Source organism: Kitasatospora sp. MBT66 (assembly GCF_000710405.2).
GTDB classification, from domain to species: domain Bacteria; phylum Actinomycetota; class Actinomycetes; order Streptomycetales; family Streptomycetaceae; genus Kitasatospora; species Kitasatospora purpeofusca.
In genome coordinates, this window is record NZ_JAIY01000010.1 from 771,438 (window position 1) to 784,439 (window position 13,002).

General features: G+C 75.1%; 11 protein-coding genes. 6 read left to right on the forward strand and 5 right to left on the reverse strand.

Going from position 1 to position 13,002, the window contains the following annotated elements:
• Positions 1–37 precede the first annotated feature (37 nt).
• Both BI06_RS28135 and rsmH read right to left on the reverse strand, forming a co-directional pair.
• Positions 38–652: a hypothetical protein gene (locus BI06_RS28135; RefSeq protein WP_063795044.1), complete on the reverse strand. Its 615-nt coding sequence runs from the start codon at positions 650–652 to the stop codon at positions 38–40.
• Positions 653–697: 45 nt separating this feature from the next.
• A complete protein-coding gene (gene rsmH / locus BI06_RS28140; protein ID WP_030391457.1) occupies positions 698–1,672 on the reverse strand; it encodes a 16S rRNA (cytosine(1402)-N(4))-methyltransferase RsmH in 975 nt (324 codons plus the stop codon).
• A 506-nt stretch (positions 1,673–2,178) separates the two neighbouring features.
• On the opposite strand from rsmH, the gene BI06_RS28145 reads away from it, so the two are divergent.
• From BI06_RS28145 to BI06_RS28160, 4 genes are all read left to right on the forward strand, one after another.
• Entirely contained in the window at positions 2,179–2,721 is a 543-nt protein-coding gene (locus BI06_RS28145) for a carbonic anhydrase (protein ID WP_030391458.1), read from the forward strand.
• A 387-nt stretch (positions 2,722–3,108) separates the two neighbouring features.
• Positions 3,109–4,074 (forward strand): MoxR family ATPase, encoded by a 966-nt coding sequence (locus BI06_RS28150; RefSeq protein ID WP_037778790.1) that lies wholly within the window; start codon positions 3,109–3,111, stop codon positions 4,072–4,074.
• A gap of 1 nt (position 4,075) precedes the next feature.
• Positions 4,076–5,398 (forward strand): DUF58 domain-containing protein, encoded by a 1,323-nt coding sequence (locus BI06_RS28155; RefSeq protein ID WP_043472379.1) that lies wholly within the window; start codon positions 4,076–4,078, stop codon positions 5,396–5,398.
• Positions 5,395–7,839, forward strand: a complete 2,445-nt coding sequence (locus BI06_RS28160) for a transglutaminase domain-containing protein (RefSeq protein WP_043472381.1) — start codon at positions 5,395–5,397, stop codon at positions 7,837–7,839. The genes BI06_RS28155 and BI06_RS28160 overlap by 4 nt, the downstream gene beginning before the upstream one ends.
• Positions 7,840–7,927: 88 nt before the next feature.
• On the opposite strand, the gene BI06_RS28165 is transcribed toward BI06_RS28160, so the two are convergent.
• From BI06_RS28165 to BI06_RS28175, 3 genes are all read right to left on the reverse strand, one after another.
• On the reverse strand, positions 7,928–8,320 hold the full coding sequence (locus BI06_RS28165; RefSeq protein WP_030391462.1) for a DUF3040 domain-containing protein: 393 nt from the start codon (positions 8,318–8,320) through the stop codon (positions 7,928–7,930).
• 408 nt (positions 8,321–8,728) lie between these two features.
• Positions 8,729–9,481 (reverse strand): methyltransferase domain-containing protein, encoded by a 753-nt coding sequence (locus BI06_RS28170; protein WP_030391463.1) that lies wholly within the window; start codon positions 9,479–9,481, stop codon positions 8,729–8,731.
• A 107-nt stretch (positions 9,482–9,588) separates the two neighbouring features.
• Positions 9,589–10,182, reverse strand: a complete 594-nt coding sequence (locus BI06_RS28175) for an SAV_6107 family HEPN domain-containing protein (protein ID WP_051742002.1) — start codon at positions 10,180–10,182, stop codon at positions 9,589–9,591.
• 615 nt (positions 10,183–10,797) lie between these two features.
• Here BI06_RS28175 and BI06_RS28180 point away from each other — a divergent pair.
• Together BI06_RS28180 and BI06_RS28185 are read left to right on the forward strand one after the other, a co-directional pair.
• Complete coding sequence (locus tag BI06_RS28180; protein WP_030391465.1) at positions 10,798–11,433, forward strand: DUF4126 domain-containing protein; 636 nt, start codon at positions 10,798–10,800, stop codon at positions 11,431–11,433.
• 9 nt (positions 11,434–11,442) lie between these two features.
• Entirely contained in the window at positions 11,443–12,954 is a 1,512-nt protein-coding gene (locus BI06_RS28185) for an NAD(P)/FAD-dependent oxidoreductase (protein ID WP_043472387.1), read from the forward strand.
• Positions 12,955–13,002 lie beyond the last annotated feature (48 nt).

Below are 13,002 nucleotides of genomic sequence, written 5' to 3' on the forward strand. Positions count from 1 at the left end.
CCGCCGGCGCCGCCGCCGGAGGGCTGACGGGGTGTGCTCATCGGGCGCCACCTCCGCCCGCGGCCGGGGCCGGCCTGGCCGGACCGGGGTTGACCTGCACGGTGACGTCGCCGCCGGCGCCCGGCACGGCCGACGGGGCCGCGGTGGCGGCCGGCGCCGCCGGGGAGGGCTGGACACTCGGCTGGACGGCCGGCTGGGGCGTCGACTGGCCCGGCGCGGGCTGCTTTCCGGGCCACGGTTCCACGGTGGACCGTTTCACCGGCGGACTGTCCTGGGCCGGCTTCGGCGTGCCGACCACCGCGCCGCCGTTCGGCAGGTCGAGGAAGGCCATCCCGCCGGCCGGCACCATGCCCAGCTCCACGGCCCGGCGCGACAGCGCGTCCGGCGCGGAGTTCTGGTCGATCTGGTGCTGGAGCCCCTGCTGCTCGTCGGTCAGCACGGTGGTCTGACGGTTCAGCCGCGACAGCTCGAAGGAGCCCTCGTTGAGCGCGGTGTTCAGGGCGAGCAGCCCGAGCAGCCCCGCCCCGAGCAGCAGCACCACCAGCACCGCGAACGGCGTCCGCCCCCGTACCGACCGGCCCGGGCGCACGGTGATCCGCGCCCTGCCGCCCTGCCCGGGGAGCACCCGGCTCCCCGCCCCGCCTCCGGCCACCGGCCCCACCGTCTTCCTCCGCCCTTCGGACCGCCCCGGTTCCGGTCAGCCCCGGGTGCTTCGGTCCCTGATCCTCTCCGCCACCCGCAGCCGCACGGGTGCGGCACGCCGGTTCTCCTCGATCTCCTCCTCGGTGGCCTGCTCGGCACCGCGGGTGATGAGCTTCAGCCAGGGCTGGTGCTCCTCGGGGACGAACGGGAGCCCCGGCGGCGCGGTGCTGGTCGCGCCCGCCGCCAGGTACTGCTTGACCAGGCGGTCCTCCAGCGACTGGTAGGACATCACCACGATCCGTCCGCCGAGCGCCAGCACGTCCAGCGCCCCGGGGATCGCCCGGTCCAGGACCTCCAGCTCGCCGTTGACCTCGATCCGCAGCGCCTGGAAGGTCCGCTTGGCCGGGTTGCCGCCGGTGCGGCGGGTGGCGGCCGGGATGGCGTTGCGCACCAGATCGACCAGACGCGCGCTGTTGGTGAACGGTTCCTTCTCGCGCTCGCGGAGGATGACCGAGGCGATCTTCCCGGCGAACCGCTCCTCGCCGTAGACCTTGAGGATCCGGGCCAGCTGGCCGTGGCTGTAGGTGTTGAGCACCTCGGCCGCGCTGATCCCCCGGGTCTGGTCCATCCGCATGTCCAGCGGCGCGTCCTGCGCGTACGCGAAGCCGCGGTCGGCCTCGTCGAGCTGCATGGAGGAGACGCCGAGGTCGAAGAGGATGCCGTCGACCCTGGGGATGTCCAGGCGCTCCAGCACCTCGGGGATCTCGTCGTAGACCGCGTGCACCAGGGTGGCCCGGTCGCCGAAGGGGGCCAGCCGCTCGCCGGAGAGCTTGAGCGCGGCGGTGTCGCGGTCCACCGCGACCAGCCGGACGTCCGGGAACTGGGTGAGCAGTGCCTCGCTGTGGCCGCCGAGGCCGAGGGTGGCGTCCACCACCACCGCTCCGGGCCGGGAGATCGCCGGGGCCAGGGCGTCCATGCACCGCTGCAGCATCACCGGGACGTGCTTGGGACCCGGATCGTTGGTGCTCATGCGCTGTGGCGCCCTTCCTCGGTGCGAAAGCCGCCCGACGTCCGGGGAGCCCCGCCCATTCTGTCCCACCGGGAGGTGGAGCCGTCGCACGGGCCGGGCCGCGCGGCCCGTGGTCCCCGCCCGCTCCTGGGGAAGGCCGTGCCCGCCCGGCGCCGGGGAAGGTGCGCCAGGTGGTACGGGGAGCGGGTGGAGGCCGCGGGCCGCGTCGGTCGCGCACGGCCGGAAAGGCCCGGTTGACGGGCCTCGGCGGGTGTGCTCCACTGCGCCGCAACTCTATCGCGCGCGCCCCTCCAGTCAATGGTCCGCTCCGGCGCACCACCCGGGCGGCGGTACGGATCACCGCAGGTCGCGAGGGTGCTCGTGGCACATGCCAGCCACCCGGGCGCGACCGGACGGACGGCGCGCACCCCGGCGGACGGCGTTGTGGACATGCCCTCGGTCACAGGCACCCGCTCTGTAGCAATCAGCCCCACCACGACCGGGTAAATCGCACTAACGTCTTCACCATGACAGTGACCCCCGACCGGCCCACGCCGACCGCCGCTGCCGATTCCGCCACCCCGACCATCATCGACCGCTTCGTCGCCTCCAACCGCGACTACGCGGTGACCTTCCGGGACGGCGGCATGGACGCCCGCCCGGTGCAGAAGATCGCCGTGGTGGCCTGCATGGACGCCCGCCTCGACCTGTTCGCCGCCCTCGGCCTCGAACTCGGCGACGCCCACGTCATCCGCAACGCGGGCGGCGTGGTCACGGACGACACCATCCGCTCCCTCACCATCAGTCAGCGCGCCCTCGGCACCCGCTCGGTCGCGCTGATCCACCACACCGGCTGCGGCCTGCTCGGCCTCACCGAGGACTTCCGGCGCGAGCTGGAGCTGGAGGTCGGCCAGCGCCCGCAGTGGGCGGTCGAGTCCTTCGTGGACCTCGACGGCGACGTCCGGCAGTCCATGCAGCGGGTCCGCACCTCCCCGTTCCTGCTGCACACCGACGACGTGCGCGGCTTCGTGTTCGACGTCCACACCGGTCTGCTGCGCGAGATCGACTGACCCCCGCCCGTCCGACCGGCCCGGCCGACGGCGTCCGGGCCGCCGGACACCCCCCGGCCCGGCACCCGGGGGACGCGCGGGCAGCCCTCCCGGAGGCGGGCGCACAGGAACAGGGTGACTTCCTCCGCCCCGCAGGGGAGAATGCGCCTGCCGGTCTGACCCCGAACCACCTGGGGAGGCCTGCCGCAGGCCGTACCCCGGCACCGGCTCCCCGACACGGAACCGCGACCGGAGGGGCCGCGTCCAGCATGGGGTGGGGGCCGGGCTCGGACGGAGCCGGTCATTGGTGTGCCAGGGAGCGTACGGGTGACGAGCTACAGCGATCAGGCCGATCTCAACGGTCGTGCGGGAGGCGACCGGGAGGCGGCGGAGCACCGCCCCGTCGGTCTGCCGGAACTCGCCGCCGTCGTCGACCGGATCCGCGCCAACATCGAGAGCGTGATCGAGGGCAAGCCGGAGGCCGTCCGGATCGCCCTGACCGTCCTGCTCGCCGAGGGCCACCTGCTGCTGGAGGACGTGCCCGGCGTCGGCAAGACCATGCTGGCCAAGGCACTCGCCCGCTCGGTCGACTGCACCGTGCGACGGATCCAGTTCACCCCGGACCTGCTGCCCTCGGACGTCACCGGCACCAACATCTTCGACCAGCAGCAGCGGGACTTCGAGTTCCGCCCCGGCGCGATCTTCGCCCAGATCGTGGTCGGCGACGAGATCAACCGCGCCTCGCCGAAGACCCAGTCCGCGCTGCTGGAGTCGATGGAGGAGCGCCAGGTCACCATCGACGGCACCAGCTACCAGCTGCCGTCCCCCTTCATGGTGGTCGCCACCCAGAACCCGGTGGAGATGGAGGGCACCTACCCCCTCCCGGAGGCCCAGCGGGACCGCTTCATGGCCCGGATCTCGATGGGCTACCCCAGCGCCGAGGCCGAGTTCGCGATGCTCGACGTGCACGCCGGCGCCAGCCCGCTGGACGACCTCCAGCCGGTCGCCCACGCCGCCGACATCCTCAAGCTGATCGACCTCGTCCGCACCGTGCACGTCGCCGACCCGGTCCGCCGCTACGCCGTCGACCTGGTCGCCGCCACCCGCACCAGCCACGAGCTGCGCCTCGGCGCCTCCCCCCGGGCCACCCTGCACCTGGTCCGGGCCGCCCGCGCCGCCGCCGCCCTGGACGGGCGCGACTACGTCACCCCGGACGACATCCAGCGCCTCGCCGTGCCGGTGCTCGCCCACCGGCTGATGCCGACCGCCGAGACCCAGCTCAGCCGCCGCACCTCCGAGCAGATCGTCACCGACCTGGTCGCCCGTCTGCCGCTGCCGCGCCCGCAGGGCGGCCCGGCCGTCCGGAGGGGCTGAGGTGGGCCCGTCCGACGAACCGTCGGGCCTGCGCGCCGGCCTGCGCGGCCTCACCACCCGGGGGCGCTCCTTCCTCGCCGCCGGACTGACCGCGGTGGTCTGCTCCTACCTGCTCGGCCAGGACGCGCTGCTGCGCGTGGGGGTCCTGCTCGCCGCGCTGCCGCTGGCCGCCGCGCTGCTGCTGGCCAACACCCGCTACCGGGTCGCCAGCGGACGCCGGCTCAGCCCGCACCGCTCGGTGGCCGGCCAGGAGGCCCGGGTGCACCTGCGGGTGGACAACGTCTCCCGGGTGCCCACCGGCCTGCTGCTGCTGGAGGACAAGGTCCCGTACGTGCTCGGGCCCCGGCCCCGGTTCGTGCTGGACCGGGTCGAACCGCGCGGCCACCGCGAGGTCTCCTACCGGGTCCGCTCCGACCTGCGCGGCCGCTACCCGCTCGGCCCGCTCCAACTGCGGCTCTCCGACCCGTTCGGGATGTGCGAGCTGAACCGTTCCTTCGCCGCCTCCGACGTGCTCACCGTCGTCCCGCAGGTACTGCCGCTGCCGTTCGTGCGGCTCACCGGCGAGTGGGCCGGGCAGGGCGAGAGCCACACCCGCTCGCTCGCGCTGGCCGGCGACGACGACGTCATCCTGCGCGAGTACCGCTCCGGCGACGACCTGCGCCGGGTGCACTGGAAGTCCACCGCCCGCTACGGCGAGCTGATGGTCCGGCGCGAGGAGCAGCCCCGCAGGGCCCGCGCCACCGTCCTGCTGGACACCCGCGAGACCGGCCACCGGGGCAGCGGCCCCGCCTCCTCCTTCGAATGGGCGGTCGCCGCCGCCGCCTCGGTCTCCGTCCACCTGCTGGAGCGCGGCTACCAGACCCGCCTGCTCACCGACACCGGCCACGCCGTCCCCGGGGTCCAGGCGGACAACGGCCACAACGCCGCCGACACCTCCGGGGTGATCCTGGACGCGCTCGCGGTGGTCGACCTCTCCGACGGCGCCGGGCTCTCCCGCGCCGAGGAGCCGCTGCGGGCCGGCGGCGAGGGCCTGCTGGTGGCCGTCCTCGGCGAGCTCGACGAGGAGCAGACCGCCCGGCTCGCCCGGCTGCGCGGCCGCACCGGCGGCGCCGTCGTCCTCCTGCTCGACACCGGCACCTGGGCGGGCCTGCGCCTGCTCTCCCCCGACACCGGCGGCGAGGAGTTCCGCGACCGGGCCCGCCGGCTGCGCGAGGCCGGCTGGACGGTGCTGACCGTCCGCGCGGGCGACTCCCTCCCCGACCTCTGGCGCGCCGCCGACCGGCCCGAGTCGTCCGCCCCCTACCGAGAAGAGGCCGGCGCGTGACCACCCGGGCCAAACTGACCGTGTACTCGGCGCTGGCCACCGCCCTGGCCGCGCTCTGCCTCACCCCGCTGCTGACCACCAAGGGCTGGATCACCCACGCCTTCCTGGTGGTCGCGGTCGTCGCGGCGGTCGGCGCCGGACTGCGGCGCACGCCGTTCTACCGGTGGACCGTCCCGGCCGGCCAGTTGCTGGCCCTGTTCCTGCTGCTGCTGATCGGCTTCGCCTCCTCGGCCGCGGTCTTCGGCGGCCTGGTGCCCGGCCCCGAGTCGGTCCGGCTGCTCGGCCGGATCCTCTCCCAGGGGCTCCACGACGTCCGTGACTACGCCATCCCCGCCCCGCCCAGCCCCGGGCTGCGGCTCATCCTGGTCGGCTCGGTCGGTCTGATCGCCGTCGTGGTGGACACCGTCGCGGTCACCTACCGTCGCTCGGCCCTGGCCGGGCTGCCGCTGCTCGCGCTCTACTCGATCGGCAACGGCCTGGCCGGGGACGACGGCAACTGGCTCTGGTTCGCCACCGCCGCCGCCGGCTACCTGGTACTGCTCTTCGCCGAGGGCCAGGACCGGGTCTCCCGCTGGGGCCGGATCTTCCGCGGCTCCGAGCGGGACGGCGAAGGGAGCGGCACGCTCGGCCGGAGCGGCCAGCAGGTCGGCGTCCTGGCGCTGGCGCTCGCCCTGCTGCTGCCGGTGTTCCTGCCGCGCTGGGACTCCGGCCTGGTGCACAGCGGCAGCGGCACCGGTGCCAGCACCGGCGGCGCGGTCAGCAGCCTGGACCCGCTGATCACCCTGACCGGCGCGATCCCCAAGCCGCGCAACATCGAACTGTTCAGCTACAAGTCCGACAGCCCGGCCGCCGACTCCACCTATCTGCGCACCGGTTCGCTGGACGCCTTCGACGGCGTCGGCTGGAAGCGCAGCTCGGGCGCCACGGTGCCGTTCGCCGGCACCTTCCCCGCCCCCGAGGGGCTGCGCAGCGCCGACCTGGCCGAGCAGCTGAAGGCCGAGGTCCGGATCGGCTCCCAGCTGGAGGACGCCTGGCTGCCGATGCCCTACCCGGCGGTCGGCGTCACCCTCCGCGACAACTCCGCCTGGCAGCTCGACCCGGTCACCTCCAGCCTCCTGCCGGCCAGGGAGAAGGCGATCAAGGGCCTCAACTACACCGTCAACGCCCTGGACGTCCGGCCGACCGCGACCGTCCTGCGCACCGTGCCGACCCCGCCCGAGCGGATCCGCGACCAGTACCTCGTGGTGCCGCGCGACCTGCCGCCGGTGGTCCGGGACACCGCCCTGCGGGTCACCGGGAAGGCGAAGACCGGGTACGACAAGGCGGTCGCCCTGCGCGACTGGTTCACCGGCCCCGAGTTCACCTACGACGCCACCACCAGGACCGACAGCGGCAGCGACGCGATGAAGGACTTCCTGGAGCGCCGCCGCGGCTTCTGCGTCCACTTCGCGTCCACCATGGCCGTGATGGCCCGCATCCTGGGCGTCCCGGCCCGGGTCGCGCTCGGCTTCACCCCCGGCAACACCAAGGGCAGCAACGTCTACTCGGTGACCGACGCGATGTACCACGCCTGGCCCGAGCTGTACTTCGAGGGCTACGGCTGGCTGCGCTTCGAGCCCACCCCGACCCGCGGCGTCCAGCCCGACTACTCGGACCCGGTCTCCTCCCCGACTACCCAGCCGACCACCCAGCCGACCGTCGAGCCGCAGGCCAGCGCGCCGGTCCAGCTGCCGTCCGCCAACCCGGACTGCGACGCGAAGCTGCGCCGGACCGGGGACTGCGGTGAGCGGCCCGAGAGCGCCGGGGCCGCCGGCGAGGAGTCCTGGCTGCTCTCCGGGAAGGTCCTGACCGGCCTGGCCGCGGTCGCGCTGGTGCTGCTCCTGCTGCTCACCCCGATGGTCTGGCGGGCCCGGCTGCGCCGGCGCCGGCTGGGCGGGAGCGGGCGGCGGCGCCCCGGCGGGCCGGGAGCGGTCCCGCTCACCGACGCGCAGGTGCTGGCCGCCTGGGACGAACTGATCGACTCCGCCTGGGACCTCGGCATCCCGCCGGACGACTCGCGCACCCCGCGCGCCGCCGCCCGCCGGATCGCCGAGGCCGCCGAGCTGGACGAAGGCGCGACGGCGGCCGCCGGCCGGGTGGCACTGGCCACCGAACGGGTGCTCTACGCCCGTTCCGCGGAGGTCGGGGACCCGCTCGCGGCCGACGTCAGGACCGCCAGGGAAGGCCTGCGGGCGCACGCCGGACGGCGCGGTCGGATCCGGGCCCTGCTGCTGCCGGCCTCCTCCGCGCAGTTGCGGTGGCGGATCTCGGAAGCCCTGCTGACGGCCCGGCTCGCGGTCGGCGGCCTGCTCGCCCGGGTGGCCGGCGCGGTCACCGGGCCGGTCCGCCGGCTGACCGCCCGCCGCCCCGGCCGGGGCGGCCGCGGCGGCCCGGCGTCCTGACCCCGGACGCGGATACGAAGAGGGCGGGCAGTCGGTCGACTGCCCGCCCTCTTCGCGTCCGTACCGGCGGCGGTAGGGACCTCAGGTCTCAGAATCCGCCACCGGTCTGCTCGTCGCGCCGGCGCTGCCAGCGCTGCTCGACCCGGTCCATCATCCCCGCCTTGCGGCGCGGCGCGGCGGCCGGACCGGCTTGCTGCGCCTGCCCGGCGGGACCGCGGCGCCAGCCCGTCACGGCGAAGACGGCGCACCCGAGCATCACCAGGAAGCCGACCACACTGACCCAGATCTGATTGGGTACGACCATGCCGCCCATCAACAGGCCGATACCGACCACGAAGCCGCCGACGGCGAGATAGACCCGTCGACGGGTGTAGGTGCGCAGACCGGTTCCCTCGAGCGCCGTAGCGAATTTGGGATCTTCGGCGTACAGCGCTCGCTCCATCTGGTCGAGCAGTCGCTGCTCGTGCTCCGAGAGCGGCACGGAGTCCTCCTACTCGTCGGTCGCGGGTGCGACCGGTCCGCCGCCCCGGTCGGGGTGGCAAGTCCAATCAGCCTTCAGAACACGCGGTCGGACGCCTGTGCGGGGGCCCGGGCCCGTGTCGTCCATATGCCCCGAGCATCCGGCGGTCATGCTTTCCGGCTTTACCCAGATCATACGGTCCACGGGCTCGCGACGGAGTGGTCGACCACGCGTGGGCCCGGCCACTTCGGCGGCTCCTCGCCGCACCACACTCAACGCGGCGGCGGCCGGACTAGTGCCCGATCCGATGGAATCGGTCCGGACCTGGGGAGATCCCGAGGAGAAGGCGGGGAAACGAGCGGGGGACGCGCCGTCGGTCCGTCGGCGAACGGTGGGAGTTCCGTCGGCGAACGGCGGCGGTCCGCCCGGTCAGCCCAGGGTGGCCAGCAGGTGGAGCTGGGTCGCCACGGCGTGGAAGGCCGGCTGCCCGGCGGCGGCCTCCTCCAGCTTCAGCAGCGCCTCCATCGCGCCGGGCTCGGTGTCCACCAGGACGCCCGGGACGAGGTCGGCGAAGACCCGGACGCCGTGCACCGACTCGACCCGCAGGCCGGCCCCGACCGCCAGCCGGTCCAGTTCCTCACCGGTGAAGCGGCGCGGCATCGGGTCCTGCTCGCCCCAGCGGCCGTCGGCGGCGCCCAGCACCGCGCGGGCCTCGGCGAAGTGGCCGCCGAGCGCCCGGGCCAGCACCGCGCCGTTGCGGTTGGCGGCCAGCAGGCTGACGAAGCCGCCCCGGCGCAGGGTGCCGGCCAGGCTGCCGAGCGCCTCCGCCGGGTCGTCCACGACCTCCAGCACGCCGTGGCAGAGCACCGCGTCGACGGTGCCCGGCGGAACCAGCTCGGGGAGCGTCTGGGTGTCGCCCTGGACCGCGCGGACCAGATCGGTCACGCCGGCCTCGGCGGCCCGGCGCTCCAGGGCGAACAGCGCGTCCGGACTCGGGTCGACCACGGTGACGCGGTGGCCCAGCCGGGCCACCGGCACGGCGAAGTTGCCGGTGCCGCCACCGGTGTCGACCACGTCGAGGACCGGCTGGTCCAGCTCGGCCACCCGCTTCTCCAGGGCGGCCCGCACCACCTCCCACACCACGGCGGTACGCAGGGCGCTGCGGGGACGCGTCGGGTACAAGGCGAGGCTCCTTGGCACGTGCAGGGTCGATCAGGTTGTCCCCAACCTTAGACCGACCGCTCCCCCTCCCCTGTCCCCCGCCCCGCTCCGAGCGGCCCCGCCCCCGGTCAACCGGCCTCCCGGGTGTCGGCGTCCGCCCCGTTCTCCCCGCCCGCGCCGTCCAGCGGCAGCCGCGGGGCGGGCGGGGCGGCCCGCAGGCCGAGCAGGCGCTCGACCAGCCGGAGGAACAGGGCGGAGTTGCGGATCAGGTCGTCGGCGTCACGGGCCGAGGCGGCCCCCTTGATGCCCGCCTCGGCGGCCGCCCTGCGGCGCGCGCCCGCGGCGAAGTACGGCGCCCACTCGGCGAGCTCGGGCGCCACCTCGGGCAGGACCTCCCAGGCGCTGCGGATCGCCCGGCGGCGGCGTTCGCTCTTCTCCGGGCGGCCGCGCACGGCGAGCACCGCCGCCACCGTGCGCAGCGCCGCGAGGTGCGCGGCGGCGTACCGCTCCAGCGGGTCCGGCAGGGAGCGGGCGCGGTCGAGGGTGCGGTGGGCCTCGGCCAGCAGGTCGAGTGCGGCGGGCGGGGCGGCGAGGCGGCGCAGCACCGGGTCGGCCCCGGTGTCGGCGGCCGGACGGTGGGCGGAGGCGCGCGGCGCGGCCCCCGGTCGGTAGGCGGCGGAGTGGAGGCGGGCGGTGACGTGCTCAGGGTGACTGATGGTCATGGTCTCCCCCGTTCCGAGGCAGCGCGCGGACCGGGTGGTCCGTGCTCCTCCATCGTGAACGGCACCACTGACAATTCGGCCCGCTGTCAAATCGGCCCGCTGTCACATAGGCCCGCTGTCACATAGGCCCGGGGCGACTCGGCCTCCTGGCAGTGCGGTCCGGCGGCGACTCGCCCCGGGAGCGGTCCGGTCGCCCCCGCCGGTCGCCGAAGCGCCGTCCCCCACGGACGGCGCTTCGGAACTCCCGGTCCCCCCGGAGGTGCCGGTCCCCCCTGACCCGCTCCGCCGCCCCGTGCCGGCGGTGCGCGGTCTCCGACCGGCTCCGGGGCGGACACCCCCTCGACGCGCTTCCGCCGGTCCCCCGTGACCGCCGGACGCCGATCGTCCGCCCCTCGGGCCGCAGGCGCCCGACGCGCCGCCGTCCCGGTGCCACCACTGTGACGTCTTCGCAGGTCGCGGGGCATCCGTGCAGGTACTCAATCGCCGGTCTGAGTATCCGTACTCAGACCGGCGGGGGCGGGAACCGCGGGCCCCGGCGGCGGCGTCCCGGTACGGTACGGCGAGGCCGGACCGAACACCGGACCGGGTCGCGAGCAGGAAACGGACGGGGAACCGATGACGATCGTCCCGCTGATCTTCACCAGCGGACTGGCGAGCGGGATCAACGCGTACGCGGTGGTCCTGCTGCTCGGCCTGCTGGGCCGGTTCGGCGGGGCCGACTCGGTGCCGCCGGCCCTGGAGCGCACCGATGTGCTGATCGCGGCCGCCGTGCTCTTCCTGCTGGAGGCGGTGGCCGACAAGATCCCCTACGTGGACACCGTCTGGGACGCCGTCCACACCGTGATCCGCCCGATCGCCGGCGCCACCGTCGGCGCCCTGATCGCCGCCGCCACCACCGACCCGGGCTCGCTGGGCGAGGTCGCGGCGGGCGCGATGGGCGGCACCACGGCGCTGGTCAGCCATCTGGTGAAGGCCTCGCTGCGGATGGCGGTGAACACCTCGCCGGAGCCGGCCAGCAACATCGTGGTCTCGCTGGCCGAGGACATCTCGGTGGCCGGGCTGGTCACCCTGGCGATCTTCCACCCCTGGCTGGCCGCCTCGATCTCCGCCGTACTGCTGCTGGTCGGCATCCTGCTGGTGTGGTTCGCGATCAACCGGATCCGCGCCTTCCGCGCCCGCCGCCGCGAACGCCGCACCGCCCGCGCCGCCGCCGGACGCCCGGTGGCGGAGGAGGCTCCCTACCGGACCTAGGATCGAGCCATGGCACGGATCGTCATCATCGGCGCAGGTATGAGCGGACTCGCGGCGGCCTCGCGGCTGGCGACCCTCGGACACAAGGTGACGGTCTGCGAGGCACGGGACACCTACGGCGGCATGGTCGGCCGCTACGAGCGGGACGGCTTCGCCTTCGACACCGGCCCCGGCCTGCTCACCCTGCCCGCCGTCTACCGCGACCTCGCGCTGAAGACCGGGCGCGAGCCGCTGGAGGAGCTGGTGCGGCTGCGCCCGGTCGATCCGGAGAGCCGCCACCTCTTCCCCGACGGCACCGCGGTGTCCCTCCCCAACGCCTCCCGGGGCGGGGTGGTCCGGGCCCTGGACGAGGCCTTCGGCCCCGGCACCGGGGAGCGGTGGGCCGCCGTGCTCAACCACGGCCGCACGGTCTGGGAGGCCACCCGCCGCCCGCTGCTGGAGGAGCCGCTGCCGGCCGACCCCACGCCGCTGCACACCGACCCGTACCCGGTGCCGGGCGCGGCCCCGGCCCGGCGCGGCCTGTTCGGCCGGCGGCGCGCCCCGCGCCGGTGGACGCTCGCCGACGTCGCCGCGGAGGAGCTCGGCGGACACCCCGGGCTGACCGCCCTGCTGCACGAGCACGCGCTGCGGTTCGGCCTCGATCCGCGCACCGCCCCCGCCGGGGCCACCGTGCTGCCGTACATGGAGCAGTCCTTCGGCGTCTGGTACGTCGAGGGCGGCCTGCGCGCCCTGGCCGACGCCTTCTTCCGCCGCTGCGAGCAGCGCAAGGTGGAGTTCCGGTTCGGGACGCCGGTCGCCCGGGTGGTCGTCGAGGACGGCCGGGTGACCGGTGTGCAGACCAAGGGCGACCGGATCGACGCCGACCTGGTGGTCTCCTCGATCGACGCGCGGGTGCTGCACACCCAGTGGATGGGCCCGGCCGAGAGCTCGGACGACTGGCCCGAATCGGCCTCCCGGCTGCACTGCGTGCCCGGGCGGGTCGTGGTGCTGCTGGCGCTGCGCGGCGAACGCCCGGAAGGCACCCCGCACCGCACGGTCGTGCACTCCCCCGACCCGGCCACCGAGCTGGCGGGGCTGTTCGACACCGGAACGCCGATGGGCGACCGGCCGACCGTCCAGGTGCTGCGGCCGGACGACCCCTCGCTGCACCCGGCGGGGCACGAGGCCGTGGTGCTGACCGCGACCACTCCGTCGCTGGACCTCGACTGGGGCATGCCCGGCGTCCCGGAGGCCTTCGCCGACCGGATGCTCGACCAGGTCGACGCGGCGGGTCTGGGGCTGCGCGAGCGGATGCTCTGGCGGGTGGTCCGCACGCCCGAGCACACCGAGCGCGAGACCGGCTCCTTCTTCGGCTCCGTCCCGCCGCCGGCCCTGGCGGGCCTCGACGGCGACCTGCTCCAGGCTCCGAACGAGGACTACCCCGGCCTCTACCTCACCGGCGGCGCCGCCCACCCCGGCGGCGGGCTGGCCCGGGTCGGCATGTCCGCCTGCATCGTGGCCAACCTCATCGGCCCGGCCTGAGCCCCACCCGGCGCCCCGCCTGAGCCCCGCCTGAGCCCGGCCGCCCGG

Excerpts from the sequence above, each read along its gene's own strand:
- BI06_RS28145 (WP_030391458.1), top strand. The coding sequence starts at position 2,179 with ATGACAGTGACCCCCGACCGGCCCACGCCGACCGCCGCTGCCGATTCC.
- rsmH (WP_030391457.1), bottom strand. The coding sequence starts at position 1,672 with ATGAGCACCAACGATCCGGGTCCCAAGCACGTCCCGGTGATGCTGCAG.
- BI06_RS28185 (WP_043472387.1), top strand. The coding sequence starts at position 11,443 with ATGGCACGGATCGTCATCATCGGCGCAGGTATGAGCGGACTCGCGGCG.
- BI06_RS28175 (WP_051742002.1), bottom strand. The coding sequence starts at position 10,182 with ATGACCATCAGTCACCCTGAGCACGTCACCGCCCGCCTCCACTCCGCC.
- BI06_RS28180 (WP_030391465.1), top strand. The coding sequence starts at position 10,798 with ATGACGATCGTCCCGCTGATCTTCACCAGCGGACTGGCGAGCGGGATC.